General features: G+C 53.1%; 18 protein-coding genes. 1 reads left to right on the plus strand and 17 read right to left on the minus strand.

Annotated elements, in window-relative coordinates; genetic code table 11:
• Nucleotides 1-20: 20 nt before the first annotated feature.
• From rpsO to ABJI30_RS15100, 14 genes are all read right to left on the minus strand, one after another.
• Nucleotides 21-290 (minus strand): 30S ribosomal protein S15, encoded by a 270-nt coding sequence (gene rpsO, locus ABJI30_RS15035; protein WP_348017499.1) that lies wholly within the window; start codon nucleotides 288-290, stop codon nucleotides 21-23.
• Nucleotides 291-315: 25 nt separating this feature from the next.
• A complete protein-coding gene (truB, locus tag ABJI30_RS15040; protein ID WP_348017500.1) occupies nucleotides 316-1,320 on the minus strand; it encodes a tRNA pseudouridine(55) synthase TruB in 1,005 nt (334 codons plus the stop codon).
• On the minus strand, nucleotides 1,289-1,801 hold the full coding sequence (locus ABJI30_RS15045; protein WP_348017501.1) for a DUF2239 family protein: 513 nt from the start codon (nucleotides 1,799-1,801) through the stop codon (nucleotides 1,289-1,291). The genes truB and ABJI30_RS15045 overlap by 32 nt, the downstream gene beginning before the upstream one ends.
• 81 nt (nucleotides 1,802-1,882) lie before the next feature.
• The gene (locus ABJI30_RS15050; RefSeq protein ID WP_348017502.1) at nucleotides 1,883-2,593 is read right to left on the minus strand and encodes a class I SAM-dependent methyltransferase; all 711 of its coding nucleotides are present in this window, start codon (nucleotides 2,591-2,593) and stop codon (nucleotides 1,883-1,885) included.
• On the minus strand, nucleotides 2,593-3,135 hold the full coding sequence (locus ABJI30_RS15055) for a GNAT family protein (RefSeq protein WP_348017503.1): 543 nt from the start codon (nucleotides 3,133-3,135) through the stop codon (nucleotides 2,593-2,595). Before ABJI30_RS15055 ends, ABJI30_RS15050 begins: the two co-directional genes overlap by 1 nt.
• The gene (locus ABJI30_RS15060; protein ID WP_348017504.1) at nucleotides 3,128-3,706 is read right to left on the minus strand and encodes a thymidine kinase; all 579 of its coding nucleotides are present in this window, start codon (nucleotides 3,704-3,706) and stop codon (nucleotides 3,128-3,130) included. Before ABJI30_RS15060 ends, ABJI30_RS15055 begins: the two co-directional genes overlap by 8 nt.
• A gap of 37 nt (nucleotides 3,707-3,743) precedes the next feature.
• Nucleotides 3,744-4,154 carry a 30S ribosome-binding factor RbfA gene (gene rbfA / locus ABJI30_RS15065; protein ID WP_348017505.1) on the minus strand — a complete coding sequence of 137 codons (411 nt, stop codon included), beginning with the start codon at nucleotides 4,152-4,154 and terminating at the stop codon, nucleotides 3,744-3,746.
• Nucleotides 4,154-4,609, minus strand: coding sequence for a PaaI family thioesterase (locus tag ABJI30_RS15070; protein WP_348017506.1), 456 nt, complete (start codon nucleotides 4,607-4,609; stop codon nucleotides 4,154-4,156). The genes rbfA and ABJI30_RS15070 overlap by 1 nt, the downstream gene beginning before the upstream one ends.
• Entirely contained in the window at nucleotides 4,606-7,143 is a 2,538-nt protein-coding gene (gene infB / locus ABJI30_RS15075; protein ID WP_348017507.1) for a translation initiation factor IF-2, read from the minus strand. The genes ABJI30_RS15070 and infB overlap by 4 nt, the downstream gene beginning before the upstream one ends.
• A gap of 64 nt (nucleotides 7,144-7,207) precedes the next feature.
• The gene (locus tag ABJI30_RS15080; protein ID WP_348017508.1) at nucleotides 7,208-7,891 is read right to left on the minus strand and encodes a DUF448 domain-containing protein; all 684 of its coding nucleotides are present in this window, start codon (nucleotides 7,889-7,891) and stop codon (nucleotides 7,208-7,210) included.
• Entirely contained in the window at nucleotides 7,872-9,515 is a 1,644-nt protein-coding gene (gene nusA / locus ABJI30_RS15085; protein ID WP_348017509.1) for a transcription termination factor NusA, read from the minus strand. Before nusA ends, ABJI30_RS15080 begins: the two co-directional genes overlap by 20 nt.
• 2 nt (nucleotides 9,516-9,517) lie before the next feature.
• A complete protein-coding gene (rimP, locus tag ABJI30_RS15090) occupies nucleotides 9,518-10,063 on the minus strand; it encodes a ribosome maturation protein RimP (RefSeq protein ID WP_348017510.1) in 546 nt (181 codons plus the stop codon).
• A 219-nt stretch (nucleotides 10,064-10,282) separates the two neighbouring features.
• Complete coding sequence (locus ABJI30_RS15095; RefSeq protein ID WP_348017511.1) at nucleotides 10,283-11,257, minus strand: calcium/sodium antiporter; 975 nt, start codon at nucleotides 11,255-11,257, stop codon at nucleotides 10,283-10,285.
• An 11-nt stretch (nucleotides 11,258-11,268) separates the two neighbouring features.
• Nucleotides 11,269-12,492: an argininosuccinate synthase gene (locus ABJI30_RS15100; RefSeq protein WP_348017512.1), complete on the minus strand. Its 1,224-nt coding sequence runs from the start codon at nucleotides 12,490-12,492 to the stop codon at nucleotides 11,269-11,271.
• A gap of 88 nt (nucleotides 12,493-12,580) precedes the next feature.
• Here ABJI30_RS15100 and ABJI30_RS15105 point away from each other — a divergent pair, with 88 nt between their 5' ends.
• Entirely contained in the window at nucleotides 12,581-13,024 is a 444-nt protein-coding gene (locus ABJI30_RS15105) for a DUF1801 domain-containing protein (RefSeq protein ID WP_348017513.1), read from the plus strand.
• On the opposite strand, the gene ABJI30_RS15110 is transcribed toward ABJI30_RS15105, so the two are convergent.
• From ABJI30_RS15110 to ABJI30_RS15120, 3 genes are read right to left on the minus strand one after another with little or no spacing between them, the layout of a single operon-like run.
• On the minus strand, nucleotides 13,025-14,263 hold the full coding sequence (locus ABJI30_RS15110) for a class I SAM-dependent methyltransferase (RefSeq protein WP_348017514.1): 1,239 nt from the start codon (nucleotides 14,261-14,263) through the stop codon (nucleotides 13,025-13,027).
• Nucleotides 14,264-14,322: 59 nt separating this feature from the next.
• Nucleotides 14,323-15,084 (minus strand): molybdopterin-dependent oxidoreductase, encoded by a 762-nt coding sequence (locus ABJI30_RS15115; RefSeq protein ID WP_348017515.1) that lies wholly within the window; start codon nucleotides 15,082-15,084, stop codon nucleotides 14,323-14,325.
• Nucleotides 15,077-15,892, minus strand: coding sequence for a cytochrome b/b6 domain-containing protein (locus ABJI30_RS15120; RefSeq protein WP_348017516.1), 816 nt, complete (start codon nucleotides 15,890-15,892; stop codon nucleotides 15,077-15,079). The genes ABJI30_RS15115 and ABJI30_RS15120 overlap by 8 nt, the downstream gene beginning before the upstream one ends.
• Nucleotides 15,893-15,897 lie beyond the last annotated feature (5 nt).

Raw genomic sequence — 15,897 nt, forward strand, 5'->3', positions numbered from 1 at the left:
GGAGGCCGTCTTCGAAACTCTTATTTCCGGAGACCAAGGTCTTTAATCAACTTGGAATAGCGTCCGGCATCTTTCTTGCGGAGATAGTCCAGCAAGCTGCGGCGCTTGTTCACCATCATCAGCAATCCACGACGAGAGTGATTGTCTTTGTGATGGCCTTTAAAATGGTCGGTAAGGTTCACAATGCGCTCGGTGAGGATTGCAACCTGCACTTCAGGGGAACCGGTATCGCCTTTTGTCTGAGCGAATTTTGTAATCAGTTCCTGCTTTTTTTCTGCGGTAATCGTCATAGTCTTATTTTTCCTTCGAACATCTTTACAAGTTAAACCCGCGAACAACCTTTACGGTTCCATCAACTAACTCTGCCAGGGCAACCGGAGAATCATCCTCGGTTGCCAGAAAAGTCCCGTTTATGGCGGGGTTCCTGACCATTTCCTTTGGCAAATCCTGTGCGTCTAACACTTGGCCTTGCCGAAGCATTCTTGCCTGATCAGGAGTGAGGTCAAAAGCCGGGATGTCGTCCAGCCCTGCCTCAAGCGGCAAGAGATAATCTTTAATGTCCGCGCCCTTACCAATTTCATTGAGTTTGTCCAGAGAAATCGCGTGTTTCAGGGCAAATGGGCCGGCTTTTGTGCGACGAAGCATCGTGACATGGCCAACGGTACCGAGCGCGCACGCAACATCGCGGGCCAGAGAGCGGATGTAGGTGCCTTTGGAGACTTCGGCCCTGAGGGCGATTTCTTCCAGTTTTTCCTCCCCAGAGTTTCGCTTCAGAGAGCAAGCGGAAAGTGCCAACACCGTCACTCCCCTCACCTTCATCTCCACATCCTCGCCGGCCCGAGCAAGGTCGTAGGCGCGTTTGCCGTCAATCTTCAGCGCCGAATATTTAGGAGGTATTTGCTCAATCTCGCCGGTAAATTGCGGCAAAACCCCCTCTACCTCCGTCAGCGTCGGCCGGTGGTCGGAATTTTCGGTCACCTTCCCTTCAACATCCAATGTATCGGTTTCGCTCCCGAATTTGATGGTGAACTCATATTTCTTGGTAGCATCCAGCATCCGTCCACACAGCTTTGTCGCCTCGCCAATTGCTATAGGCAAAACCCCGGTCGCCAGCGGATCCAGCGTTCCGCCATGACCGACCTTGGTCTTGCTCTTGCCCTTGCCGAGCAGCCCAGCCTCGCGCAAATTGCGTTTGACTGCCCCGACAGCCTGAGTCGAGCCCAGTTCCAGCGGTTTATCAAGTATGATCCAGCCGTGCGGTTTCAAATCTATTTCCTGAAATATAGAATCACGAGTTAGGCCAAGCGAGACCGATGGCATGATCGCGGACTGAAACCGACCATTGTTCGGAAAGCAACTCAAAGCGCTCCCGGTCATCCGCATATAACGCCCGTATGGCTTCCTCAAATTGCGGCCAGTCCCCGGCAATGACCGTCAGAAAATGATAAGCGGCATCTTGTCCGGACCGCTTGTCTGCTCCGGTTTTTCGAGCCTGATCAACCAAACGGCGCAGTGTCGCCGATGCCCCGCCGGATTGCTTGCCAAGCCAGTCCCAATGCCGTGGTAGCAAAGTAACCTCTTTGGAAATCACTCCAAGCTTGGGACGACCCCGCTTTGCAGGTGCTTCGGTTTCGCCGGAGGCACGCAAGTCAAAGTCTATCTGACTGCCAGTCTCGTCGTCAAAAACCAGTATGTCGGAACTGCGCTTAACCTCGGGCAAGGCCCGCAATGTGTCAATAATTTCGGAGCGGGACCCCGTCGCCAGCCAATTAGCCTCTGAGAATGCTGTATAAGTAGACATAGCCAATCCTTTCGGACGCGCATTTATACCCTGATAATATTGGAGTCAATATACCCGGGTATAATTATTTCCACATACCGCTCAAAGCGTTTTTTTCCACTCCATCACCAGAAAACCTGGCACTCGCGCGTAACGGTCATGCTTTGGATCGTCGAAAGGCGGTGGTGTTGGTTCCGAAAAATGGGTGAGCTCCAATCCGTTGCCTAGAAAGGCTTCAAAATAGGCACTTAGGGGGCGATGCCAGTTTAGGATATCAATGCCGGCCCATTTTTCGCGCGTCGCGCGCTCCTCGGAATAGTTATCCATCTCAAAGCTTTTTGCGGTACCGGTCAGACTGCGGTTCCATTTACCAGCAGTAAAAAAGCTGGTCAGATTAGCGATCAGCAAGAAACCACCGGGTTTTGTGACGCGGGCCATTTCTGCAATCGCCGCACGAAAATCTTCAATATCAATCAGGGACAAATAAGCGATAGTCAGGTCGAAACTGGCATCATCGAATACCAGTTTCTCACCAAACCCAACGGCGTAGTCTCCCCGTGAATCGCGCTCTTGCGCTGTTTCAATCAGACTGGGCACAGGATCAATGCCTGATCCCGACATGCCGCGATCTTGCAGCATGCGGACAAAGCGTCCTTCCCCGCATCCCACGTCAAGAAAACGCCCACCAACGGCAGTGGCACGGTCGAGCATGACAGCATCCAGAAAGGTACGCCGCGTCCAGTCGCCTTGCTCGCCCATCGACGCTATCCACGCATCGGCCGACTTCACCCAGCCGTTCACATCATCTGTCATTACCGGTTCGCCCACTCCTCTTGGAGCAAGCCAAATACAGCTGTGTCGCGAATAAAGCCAGTCCAGGTGATCCGGTTCTTACGCAAGGTTCCTTCATGCTTGGCACCCAGTTTCAGCACCGCCGCCATAGAGCGCTTGTTACGGGTATCGACGCGAAATTCGATGCGGGTAAAACCACAGTCAAATGCATGATCAATCATCAGTTTTTTCATCACATCATTAAAACCGCTGCCACGCACAGATGGCGCAATGTAGGTTCCGCCAATTTCGGTGACTTTGGTGTTCTGATCCGGATTGATATAGTTGCTCATGCCCACCAGCTTGCCGGCTGTCGCGTCAATCACCGCGAACTGAACCCAGCTGTCGATGCTGTGAAAAGCCTTCATTGCCTTGTCAAAATCATCACCCAGCATGTTCACCGGGTAAATGTCCCAAATCTGCTGATCCTCGGCGCATGCGCTTCGCAGCGGCTCTATATGATGCTCTGCCAGCGGTTCCAGACGCACCGCCCCATGCCCGAGTATGGTCGACAATTCAGCCATTGAGCTTTTCCATGAAGTGTTTCCGGCACAGCGCGACGTAGAGCTCATTGCCGCCAATCGCCGTCTGTTGTCCGGCGAGAACCGGATTTCCATCCTGATCCACGCGCATGTTCATTGTCGATTTGCTGCCGCACTCACAAACAGCCTTGAGCTCGACCAGTTCATCCGCAATCGCCAGTAACTGCGCACTTCCCTGGAACAAAGCCGCCTGGAAATCGGTCCGTAGCCCGTAAGCCAGCACCGGAATTTTCAACTGATCAGCGACCAGTGCCAGCTGGAACACCTGATCCTTCGAAAGAAACTGCGCCTCATCGATCATAACACAATCCAGTGCGCCCGTCTCATGTTCTGCACTAATCTCCGAAAGCATATCTGTCGCATCGTCAAACACATGTGCCTTTTTCTTCAGCCCGATACGCGAACTGATCCAGCCGGCATCTTCCCGATCATCAAGCGCAGCGGTCCACAACATGGTCTGCATCCCGCGTTCACGATAGTTGAAGTCCGCTTGCAAAAGAGTGGTGGATTTGCCCGCATTCATCGAGCTGTAGTAGAAATAGAGTTTGGCCATGGGTGGCTATGTCCCAACTTAGCCGTCAGGGATCAAGCTATTTGTTGTCCGCCTCTTCGTTCAAATCTTGAGCGACTTTGGGATTACTCAGCAAATCCTCGATATGCGCAGCCTCGTCAAAGCTTTCATCTGCCAGAAATTTCAGTTTCGCCGCATATTTCATCTTCACCCGGCTCGCGACTTCCTTTTGAAACCAGGCGGTGTTGGTTTTCAAAGCCTTGAGAACATCAGCTTCATTGGCACCCAGCAAGGGCTTCACGAACACTGTGGCATGGCGCAAATCGGGTGACATGCGAACTTCGGTAACGCTGACGCTTGTTGACGTCAGCAACTCGTCATGCACCTCCCCGCGCATCAGCAATTCGGACAATATATGCCGCACTTGCTCGCCCACGCGGAGCAATCGCACGGAACGGCCTTCGGGAGATGTGTCGTTATATTTTGCCATTACTTGATTGCTGGTCCGATCTTGGCCGTTGACGTCGCCTTCACCAAAAGCACGCCCGCTTCATCATATAGTTGCGCTTCCAGAAATGCGATAGAACGCCCCGAACGAATAATTTGTCCTTCTCCAAACACCCGCCCTGGCAGCACCGGCTGGATGTAAGTCACGCTTAGATCCAACGTCAGCGGCGCATTTTCGCCGCCGGATTTCACCAGCACGGGAATGCCAATCACTTCATCGACCATAGCGGCAACAAAACCGCCCTGAATCGTGCCGCGCGGACTGGTGAAAGCCTGCGGAGCATCAAAGCGCATACGAACCGCACCGCTTTGCTTGTCCGCATCCAGGATCACGGCATTGACCGCTTCAGAACAAGGAGGGCGTTTAAAGCCCAAAATGTCCTCTTGCTTCAAAGCCTCAACCAATTCCGTTCCCCAGAATGACTGATCCGCTGTCAAAGAACCCGCTCTTTCTCGGTAACTTCAAATACCTCGAGCATGTCACCCGGCTGGATATCATTGGTATCTTCGAGAACCGCACCACATTCCATGCCGGCACGGACTTCATCGACATCATCCTTGAACCGTCGCAACGATGCAATTGTCGTTGCACTGATGATGACATCGTCGCGGGTAAGACGGGCGAACAGGCCTTTCTTGAGCGAGCCTTCGGTGACCAGCAAACCAGCGGCCTTGTCTTTCTTGCCGGATTTGAACACTTCTTTGACTTCGGCCCGGCCCATGACGTTTTCGATCTTCTCCGGACCAAGTTCACCGGCCATTTCAGCGCGGATTTCATCGGTCAGATCATAGATGATGTCGAAATATTTCAGGCGAACACCATCGCGCTTTGCGATCTCGCGCGCTTTGGCATTGGGACGTACGTTGAAGCCGATAATCGGTGCGTTGCTGGCACTGGCCAGCGTAACATCCGATTCCGTGATCGCGCCAACACCGCTGTGCAAAATGCGCACTTTGATATCGTCATTCGAGATCTTGTTAAGCGCCTGAACAATGGCTTCCGAGCTTCCCTGCACGTCAGCCTTGACCAGCAGCGGGAATTCAACCGCACTGTCCGCAGCCGCAGAGAACATGTTCTCGAGACTGGTTGGAGCCTGTGTGGTGCGTTGTAGTTTTTCCTGCTCGGCACGATATGAGGCAACTTCGCGGGCACGGCTTTCATTTTCAACCACGGTCAGCTTGTCGCCAGCAGATGGAACACCGGACAGACCCAATACTTCAACCGGCACAGATGGTCCGGCTTCCTTGGTTTGTGCCCCCTTGTCATCAATCATCGCCCGAACTTTACCGGTTTGCGAACCAACAACGAAGATATCGCCGCGTTTCAGCGTTCCGCGCTGGACCAGAACGGTGGCAACCGGACCACGGCCCTTGTCGAGTTTCGCTTCCACAACTATGCCTTCTGCAGAGCGGTCAGGGCGTGCCTTAAGTTCCAGCAACTCCGATTGCAGGTGAATCTTCTCGATCAGCTCGTCCAGATTGGTTTTCTTGAGAGCAGAAACTTCGACATCCTGCACATCACCGGACATCGCTTCCACGATCACTTCATGTTCCAGCAAACGAGTACGGACCGATGTCGGGTCTGCCCCTTCCTTGTCGATTTTGTTGATCGCGACAATCATCGGCACTTCGGCTGCCTTGGTGTGATTAATCGCTTCAATGGTCTGCGGCATCAAACCGTCATCCGCTGCAACAACCAGGATCACAATGTCTGTGACATTGGCACCGCGGGATCGCATGCTCGTAAAGGCTTCATGGCCGGGTGTGTCAAGGAACGTGATCTTGTCACCGTTTTTCATCTTCACCTGATAGGCGCCGATATGCTGAGTAATACCGCCAGCTTCTCCGGCGACAACATCGGTTCCGCGCAATGCGTCAAGCAATGACGTCTTGCCGTGATCCACATGTCCCATGATGGTCACAACCGGTGGGCGCGGTTTCTGTGTTTCTTCGGGATCGACGTCTTCTTCAGCTTTGATTTCCACATCTGCTGCAGAAACACGTTGAATATTATGGCCAAATTCCTCGACCAGCAATTCTGCGGTATCTTGGTCGATTGTCTGGTTGACGGTGACCATGGAACCCATGTTGAACAGGGATTTAACCAGATCGGCCCCCTTTTCGCCCATACGCTTGGACAATTCCTGCACCGTAATTGCTTCCGGCACAATAACGTCGCGGACCTGCTTTTCGCGCGGTTCGCGAGGCTGTCCGGCCATCAAAGCGCGTTTTTCTTTTTCCCGCGCCCGTTTCAGAGCAGCAAGCGAGCGTGCGCGTGCCGCACCGTCATCGCCTGCCAACGCACGGTTTACCGTAAGCTTGCCGGACTGACGACGGTCACCACGATCCGAACGACCGGTTTTCGCTTTTTCAGGCTTTGGTCGTTTCGGTGCCTCGACGGGTGTAAATTTACGTGCCGGCGGATGTGCTGAAGTTTTCGGCGCAGGTTTCTCTTCTTCTTTCGGTGCTTCTGGTTCAGCGGCGGCCTCTGCAGCAGCTTTTTCGGCCGCAGCGATTTCTTCAGCCGCTTTCTTGGCTGCTTCTTCTTCAGCCTTGCGGTTTTCTTCTGCGCGCTTTTTCTCTTCAGCCGTCTGATCTTTCTTGGCCTTGGTGTCGCGTTTCCGCGCTTCTTCCATGGCTTGCAAACGTGCCTCTTCAGCTTCACGCAGCAATTGAGCCTGTTTCTCCTGACGCGTCAGAGTGTCTTCTTTCCTTGGCGCAGGGGCAGGTGCGGGAGCTGGCTTTTCCTCCACCGCCGGTGCCGGTGCAGGCACCGGAGTTTCCGGCACAATATCCTTGGCGGCTTCTTGTGCGCCCGGTTTTCCGACCAGTTTCCGCCGTTTGACTTCCACTACGACCTTGTTTGTACGGCCGTGGCTGAACGTCTGTTTGACTTCGCCAGGTTCAACTGAACGCTTCAGCCCCAAGGGCTTGCGTGCAGGTTTTGGCGTATCTTTTGTATCTTCACTCATCGAACAGACTTAATCCTTAAAAAATAAATTACTTCAATATGATATCTGACTTTTGCAAATCAGATCACGCAACTTTTCGCGGCACCTCGTCATCGGTCCCGTTTGAACCGATAAAGCTACACCATCGGTTGAGCATATGCGATATCCGCCCCGCTGCGCGCTTGTCGGTTATCCCGATATGCACCACATTCTGACGGCCCAATGCCACAGAAAGCACCTCTCGGTCCACCGGCAATATTATACCGCGAACGTCCTGACCTTCCCGGTCCGAACCGACCCGCCAGGCCTGATCGAGCTTCCCGCAACCATCCTGACCTGCATCAGACGCATGCAAAAGCATCGTGAGATCGCCCTGACGGGCAGCAGTCTGGATTTTTTCCGAACCGGACAACAATGTACCGCCGCGCGCTTCGAGCCCCAGACGATCCAATGTGGCCCGTTGCAGGCCTTGTTCGACCTGCTCTGCCAGATTTTCCGCTATGTTGAGAGAACCCGTTTTGAATGCACGCGACAATGCCGCCTTTAACTGGCCCTTGTCATGCGCGATTTCAAGCGCGGAACGATCTACGCCGATCCACGCGCCCCGACCGGGAGCTTTCGCCCGAACGTCAGGAGCAACCTGATTATCTGGCCCCAAAGCAAGACGCACCAATTGCGACTGGGGAAGACTTTCTCCAGTCAGAATGCATTTTCGGTGGGGTACGCGATCTAAAGGATTAGAAGGCGTCTCATTGGGGAGCTTCCGCATTTGCGTCCTCCCCTTTTTCCGCAGTAGCGTCGGAAGCATCCGCAGCAGGTGCCGCTTCCTCTTCATCATCAAACCAGTGCGCGCGCGCGGCCATGATGATTTCATTGCCCTGCTCTTCGCTCAGACCATAGCTCGCGAGAACACCATCGGGTTCCGGCTTGCGATTGTCATTGCGCCGGCGCGGCTCTGCCTTGCGTTTCAGTACCAATTCGTCGGTTGCAAGGTCAGCAACGTCATCGAGAGTCTTGAGGCCTGCCTGTCCCAAAGTGACGAGCATCGCTTCAGTCATGTGCGGAAGTTCGGCGATGGCATCTTCCACGCCCAGCTCAACACGCTCTGCGCGCGCAGCCTGTTCACGACGTTCCAGCGCTTCCAGTGCACGGCTTTGCAGCTCGGCAGCCAGTTCCTCATCAAAACCTTCGATATTGGAAAGTTCTTCGGGCGCGACATAGGCAACTTCTTCCATCTCGCTAAAGCCTTCTGCAACCAGCAGCTGCGAAAGCGTTTCATCAACATCCAGATCTTCCTGGAACATCGCGGTGCGCAAGGCGAATTCAGCCTGGCGCTTCTCGCTGCTGTCTGCTTCGGTCATGATGTCAATTGCCAGTCCGGTCAGCTGAGAAGCCAGACGTACATTCTGACCACGGCGGCCAATGGCGAGGCTTAGCTGATCGTCGGGAACGACGACTTCGATGCGGCCTTCTTCTTCGTCAATCAGAACGCGGCTGACGGTGGCGGGTTGCAACGCATTGACAACAAAGGTCGCAATATCATCTGACCATGGAATAATGTCGATCTTCTCGCCCTGCATTTCCTGCACGACGGCCTGAACGCGGCTACCCTTCATGCCGACACAGGCCCCAACCGGATCAATCGAGCTGTCCTGACTGATAACGCCAATCTTCGCGCGGCTTCCGGGATCACGTGCAGCGGCCCGAATTTCGATGATGCCATCATAAATTTCGGGGACTTCCTGCGCGAACAGCAATTTCATGAAATCAGGATGCGCGCGGGAAAGGAAAATTTGTGGTCCGCGATTTTCGCGACGTACATTCATGATCAGCGAACGGACACGATCCCCAACGCGGGCAGCTTCACGCGGAATTTGCTGATCCCGGCGGATCACGCCTTCTGCACGGCCAAGGTCAACAACAACATGACCAAATTCAACCGATTTCACAACACCCGTAATAATTTCACCGGCACGATCCTTAAATTCTTCAAACTGCCGCTCACGCTCGGCATCACGGACTTTCTGGAAGATCACCTGCTTTGCGGACTGCGCATCAATTCGGCCCAGATCAACAGCCGGAAGCGGATCGACAATGAAGTCGCCCAGCTTGGAGCCTTTTTCCAGTTTCTCTGCCTGCTTCAGATCGACCTGCTTGAAATAGTCTTCGACTTCTTCGACCACCTCAACGACCCGCCACAACCGTAAATCACCGGTCTGCAAATCTAGCTTTGCACGAATATCATTCTCCGCACCGTAGCGCGCACGTGCGGCCTTTTGAATTGCTTCTTCCATCGCCTCGACAACGATTTCCTTGTCGATCATTTTTTCCGATGCAACCGCGTTGGCAATTGCGAGCAGTTCAGCCTTGTTTGCAGAAATGGCACTGGCCATGATTAGTCTTCCTGTTCTTCTGTTAAAGTGTCTTCCTCAATTTCTTCCGCGCCCTCTGAAGAAACCGGAATGGTTGCCGCGATCAGAGCGTCGGTCAAAATCAATTTTGCGCTATGCACGTTTGACAGGGCCGTCTCCTGACGCCCTGACTTGCGATCGTCAATCGATATTATCTCATCTTCGATGCCAATGAGCAAGCCGCGCAGCTGTTTCTTGTCCGCGACAGCCTCGACCAAGTTGATCCGGGCCTCATGTCCTGCCCAATTGGCATAGTCTTTCGCTCGGGTCAGCGGTCGATCTATTCCGGGGGAACTGACTTCAAGCCGATAGGCTTCTTCAATCGGGTCCACTTCATCAAATTTCTCGGAAATCCGCCGGGAAAGAGCCGCGCAATCATCTATGCCCAACTGACCGGTTTCCGGACGTTCAGCCATGACCTGCAAGGTTGGTTCATCCGCGCCAGACACAAACTGCACGCGCACCATTTCAAAACCCAAAGCTTTCGCTTCCGGTTCGATCAGGTTCACTAGGGCAGTCATATCCGTCAATTTTTAGACCAGTTCTATACGCAAAACCTTCCAGCGCCGGCCCCGTTTGGCGCCAGCCCCTTCAAATCTCACAATGTTGGGATGGCTGCTATTTAGGAGCTGATTCCCCAATTTGCAATGATTCAATTGCCATTATGCAATTTCCTGTTGTCCAGCCACTTGGCAAATACGACAAACAGGATCGCTTTAAATTTTTTTCGCTACAGACAGCTTGAAAAATTATACGGCGACAACGTTGTAGATCAGCTGTCCGAAATAGGCCGCGAGCAAGATAGCCCCTTCCCAACGCGTTATCCTGCGGCCCGAGGCGGCAAATATCATCAGCAATACTGAAGTAGCTATGAGAAGCGGCAATCCGTAATTGGTTATCTCGGTGGGGATTGATCCCGGCGCGATGACCGCGGTGACACCGCCAATCAAAAGCAGATTGAAAATATTGGAACCCAATACGTTACCGAGCGCGACTGCGCTGGCACCCTTATAAGCCGCGATTACCGAGGTTACCATTTCCGGCAACGACGTACCAATGGCGATGACAGTCAATCCGATAACCGCCTCGCTCATCCCGATCAGTCGAGCAAGATCGACCGCGCCCTCGACGAGCCAGCGACCGCCCAAAACGATCATTATTATCCCAGCCAGCAGTATAAGTGCCGACCGCCAAACAGGCTCCTGATCATGCAAATGCGTATCGGTCTCTTCGAGCGACTCCGCTTTTTCATGCAATGCCGTTGCACCAACCGGCTGGGTCCGTTCCGCCCAGTAGGCATATCCAAGATAACCCAGCAAAACGACAAGCAGAGCCGAACCGAACAGCATCGTGGCGCCACTCGTTGATGCGACATACCAAAGAACGATGGTTGCAATCAGGGCCAACCCGCCATCTCGCCACAGCGGGCCGCGCGGCACAACCATTGGCAAAATCAGCGATGCAGCTCCCAGAATCAGCAAGCTGTTGGCCAGATTGGAACCTACCACATTACCCCATGCGATACCCGGAGATCCGGCTCGCGCCGCCTCGACGCTTGCAACCAGTTCCGGTGCGGAAGTTCCAAAGCCGACAATGGTGAGCCCGATCAGCAATTGGGACATGCCTGCACGTTCAGCGATCCGAACCGCACCGCGCACCAAAAGTTCCCCGCCCGCAATCAGGACAACGAAGCCCAGAAGCAAAGTGAAGATCGAAATGAGCATTTAGTTTTTTGCTAACCGTTGCGCTTGCCGAGCAGTCGCAGACGCAAAGCGTTGAGCTTGATAAACCCTTCCGCATCTTTCTGATCATAGGCTCCGGCATCATCTTCAAATGTCACAACATCTTCGCTGTAGAGATTGAAATCGACATCTGCCTTGCGGCCAACAACATTTACGGAACCCTTATAAAGTTTAAGGCGAACCGTGCCCGTAACCCGTTCCTGACTCTTGTCGATCGCTGCTTGCAGCATTTCGCGCTCTGGCGCAAACCAGAAGCCGTTATAGACGAGTTCGGAATAGCGCGGCGCCAATTCATCCTTCATGTGCATGGCACCGCTGTCCAGCGTCAATTGTTCGATGCCGCGATGAGCCGCATGATAGATTGTTCCACCAGGCGTTTCGTACATGCCGCGCGATTTCATGCCGACAAAGCGGTTTTCAACCAGATCGAGACGTCCGATACCGTGCTCTCGCCCATAGTCGTTCAGTTTTTCAAGCAATGTCGCGGGGCTCATCCCTTCGCCGTTGATCGCAACGCCGTCTCCATGCTCAAAATCGATGGTGATATATTCGGGGGTGTCAGGCGCATCTTCCGGATTGTTGGTCCGCGAATAGACATAATCCGGAACCTCTTCCCAGGGGTCTTCCAGAATTTTACCCTCGGAAGATGTATGCAACATATTGGCGTCGGTTGAGAAAGGTGCCTCGCCTCGTTTGTCTTTGGGAACCGGAATTTGATGCTTCTCGGCAAATTCGATCAGGCGTGTCCGGCTGGTCAGATCCCATTCGCGCCAGGGAGCGATCACTTTGACGTCCGGGTTAAGTCCGTAATAGCCGAGCTCAAACCGGATCTGGTCATTGCCTTTTCCTGTTGCGCCATGAGAAACAGCATCCGCATCGGTGAGCTTTGCAATCTCTATCTGACGTTTGGAAATCAACGGGCGAGCAATCGACGTGCCGAGCAGATAGAGCCCTTCGTAAAGCGCATTGGCGCGCATCATCGGAAATACAAAATCACGCACGAATTCTTCGCGCAGGTCATCAATGAAAATATGCTCTGGTTTGACGCCAAGCGTTTCGGCCACACGGCGCGCAGGACCCAGTTCTTCTCCCTGCCCCAGATCGGCAGTAAAGGTTACAACCTCGCACTGATATTCCTGCTGGAGCCATTTCAAGATAACACTGGTGTCCAGTCCTCCGGAAAAGGCCAGAACCACACGCTTGACGGATTCGCTCATTTGCTGTTCTTTCTAAACTGATGAACCGCGCGCCTAACAGGGTCCAAAATCTAGCGCAATATGATATGGCAGCAAATGGGAGAGGAATATGGCAAAAGCAGAGATGAAGACCAAACCGACTGGCTCGGATGTCGAAGATTTTATCGCCCACGCCCAGCCAGAGCGACGACAAGATGAAGCGCGTCAATTGATCGCCATGTTTAAGCGCATAACGGGGGAAGAGCCCAAAATGTGGGGACCGAGTATCATTGGCTTTGGCAGCTATGACTATAAATATGAAAGCGGACGAGAAGGCACTTCCCTGCGTTCGGGCTTCTCTCCTCGCAAAGCAGCCCTGAGCCTGTATCTCATGGGTGCCTATTGCACTCCTGAAGCGCAGGCTGAGCAAGAGCGGTTGTTCGGACTACTCGGCAAGCACAAGGTCGGAAAATCCTGCCTCTACATTAATCGCCTAGAACAGATTGATATGGAAGTTCTTGAAAAGCTCGTCCGCAACAACTGGGATTTGATGAACGAGCGCTATCCGCAATAATCAACCTGCCAGGTTTTTCTCCGTCTCACCAATATAGTCACGTGTCAGCGGCAAACTATGCCGGTTTCGGCTGAACTGGATCTGATAGTTGCACATTCCGCCGCTTTCGAAGGCCGCAGTCGCCCCTGACAGGTAAAATGTCCACATTCGGTAGAAACGCTCGTCATACATCTCCACAATCTTGTCGCGGTTGGCCAACGTGCGCTTGTACCATTCCCGCAACGTCAAAGCGTAATGAAGCCGCAATGTTTCAATATCGGTCGCCATTAAACGATAGGGCTCGCTGGCCTCCAGTGTTTCGCTGAGCGCCGGGATATACCCGCCCGGGAATATGTATTTGCGCGTGAAAGCATCGGTCGTTCCTGGCCCGCCCATTCGTCCGATCGTGTGAAGCAGCATGACCCCTTCATCCGTCATCAGGTTGGCAGCGCAACGAAAAAAGGTTTTGAAATGGGCTGATCCCACATGTTCGAACATGCCAATCGAGACAATCCTGTCAAACTTCCCGGCATCTCGTTCGGCCAGATCACGATAATCGATCAATTCGAACCTGACCTTGTCAGCCACACCTGCCTTGTCGGCCCGTTCCCGTGCAACCTTCAACTGTTCTTCCGAAAGCGTGATACCCAGAACATCAACATCAAATTTCCGGTTGAGGTACAATGCGGTCCCTCCCCAGCCACAGCCAATATCCAGAACCTTTTGACCGGCCTCCAGCTTTAGCTTCGCGGCGATATGTTCTTTCTTTGCCAGCTGTGCGGCTTCCAGCGTCATTTCCGGGCGCGGCCAATAGGCGCAGCTATATTGCATGTCGTCATCCAGAAACAGCTCATAGAGATCCCGGCTCAGATCATAGTGATGTGCAACATTGGCTTTGGATCGCGTCTGAAAATTAATGCCGTCGAGCGAACTGGCGACAAAATCTTTAAAACGCTTGAACGCGCCCGGGTCATTCAATTTGCCCCCGCGCTCCCAACGTCGATTGGCCCGCAGCAATTGAATAAGCTGCATGATATCGCCTTGCTCGACAATCAGACGGCCATCCATAAATGCCTCTGCGGCCCCCAACCGGGGATCAAGCAAAATCTGGCGCATCACGCCCTTGTCTGCAATTCGAACGACAACATCTGGAAAGCCCTGCTCTGGCGCTCCGAAACTCTCTTCCGAACCATCAGGATGAATGACACCAATTGTACCTTGCTTCACAACACTGCCCAAAAACTGGCCGATAATCGACATGTCTAAATTCCTTCAATAGCAGTGATTTCCTGCCCCAAATTCAAATGCTCCGGGATATTTCAAATACCAGCATACCATTCGTAGTTTGCGACATCTTCCCAATATCCACCCTTGCCTTCGCCGATGCTATCCAGAGATTGCACCGCTTCAATCTCGGTAACATATTTTGCATGTTTGTAACCCAGTTGGCGCTCTACGCGCAGGCGCAGCGGAGCACCATGCTCAATTCGCAAGGTCTCGTCGTTCAGCCGATGCGCGATTATCGTTTGCGGGTGAAAGGCATCCAGTAAATCTATGCTCTCATAATAAGGACGCCCACCAAGTCGATCGGCACAATGAAAGACGAGATATTTCGCCTGATCTTTTAACTGCGCAAGATCGAGCAGCAATTTCAAGGGCACACCGGTCCATTGACCAATTGCACTCCAGCCTTCGACGCAGTCATGCCGGGTTATCTGCGTGCGCTGCGGCATGGATTGCATGACAGCCAGTGAGAAGCTCTGGGGCTTTGTGAACAAACCTGTCAGATTCAGTCGCCAATCCGCAAATCCCTGCGCCGCACTTTTGTTATAATCCGCTGTGTCCGGATTGCGCGTGCCGTTAGAACGAAAATTTGGAGACAAATCTGCGACTGTATATTCGCTTGCCAGCTCCATCCGACCTCCAAGCGCTCGCTGGACTGCAAAATTCGCTGTTTCCGCGCCGGAAAGCAGGCTTTGAAAGCTCGCGCTTCGATTAAGTGCGTCACAACCGCTGAGCAAGCCGCCGGCCCCCAGCGCGGCACTGGAGAGGATTGTACGCCGCGAAATCAGTTTACTCATCGACTGAAACTCCTGATTTACCGCCGGTAATCATCGACATTGTGCGTTTTAAAGGTCCGGAAAACAGCAGCATGACCATGTGAATGAGAAAGAAGAGGATCAGCAACGCCATTCCGATGAAATGTACAGATCGTGCAGATTGGCGTCCACCGAACAAATCAGTAAGTATCGGCCAGTTGGCATCCATCGCAGGTGACATGGCGAGGCCGGTCATGATCATGATCGGAAGCAAAACAAATATCACCCCGATGTAACTGAGCTTCTGAATGATATTGTAGGACATCACATCGTCGGATCTACGCATTTTCAATCGGGCATGACTTTTCAGGTCCTGCCAGATTTTGACCGGAGACCACTCGCCCCGCGCCATATGAAGGTCGTTCTGAATATGACGGTTCCAAAGTGATCGGGCCATGAAAAATGCCAGCCCGAAACTCATTATCCATGCGAAAAACAAATGCCAGCGCCTACCATCCGCCAGACTGTAGGATGATGGGATCGTAGCCCAGCCCGGAAACGCCCAGGTCTGAATTTTCCCGTCTGCATCACGCCAGTTTCCGATATATCCTGTGGTGTCGATCTTTGTGTTTCCAAACCGGACATAACCGACAGTTTGGGATGACCCTACTGCTGCCCAGGCATAATCATCATTGGCACCATATTCTCCCCAGTACAGCCGGGGGTGCGCGTTGAAGATGGTCAACCCGCTCATGATCATTACCAGCAAGCACAGTGCGTTGAACCAGTGCCACAACCGCGTTGTCAACCGGTGTCCGGCCGGTATATCGATTTTATCAGTCTTGCGCATGTTGC

This window comes from Parasphingorhabdus sp., assembly GCF_039968395.1.
In the GTDB taxonomy this organism is placed as follows: domain Bacteria; phylum Pseudomonadota; class Alphaproteobacteria; order Sphingomonadales; family Sphingomonadaceae; genus Parasphingorhabdus.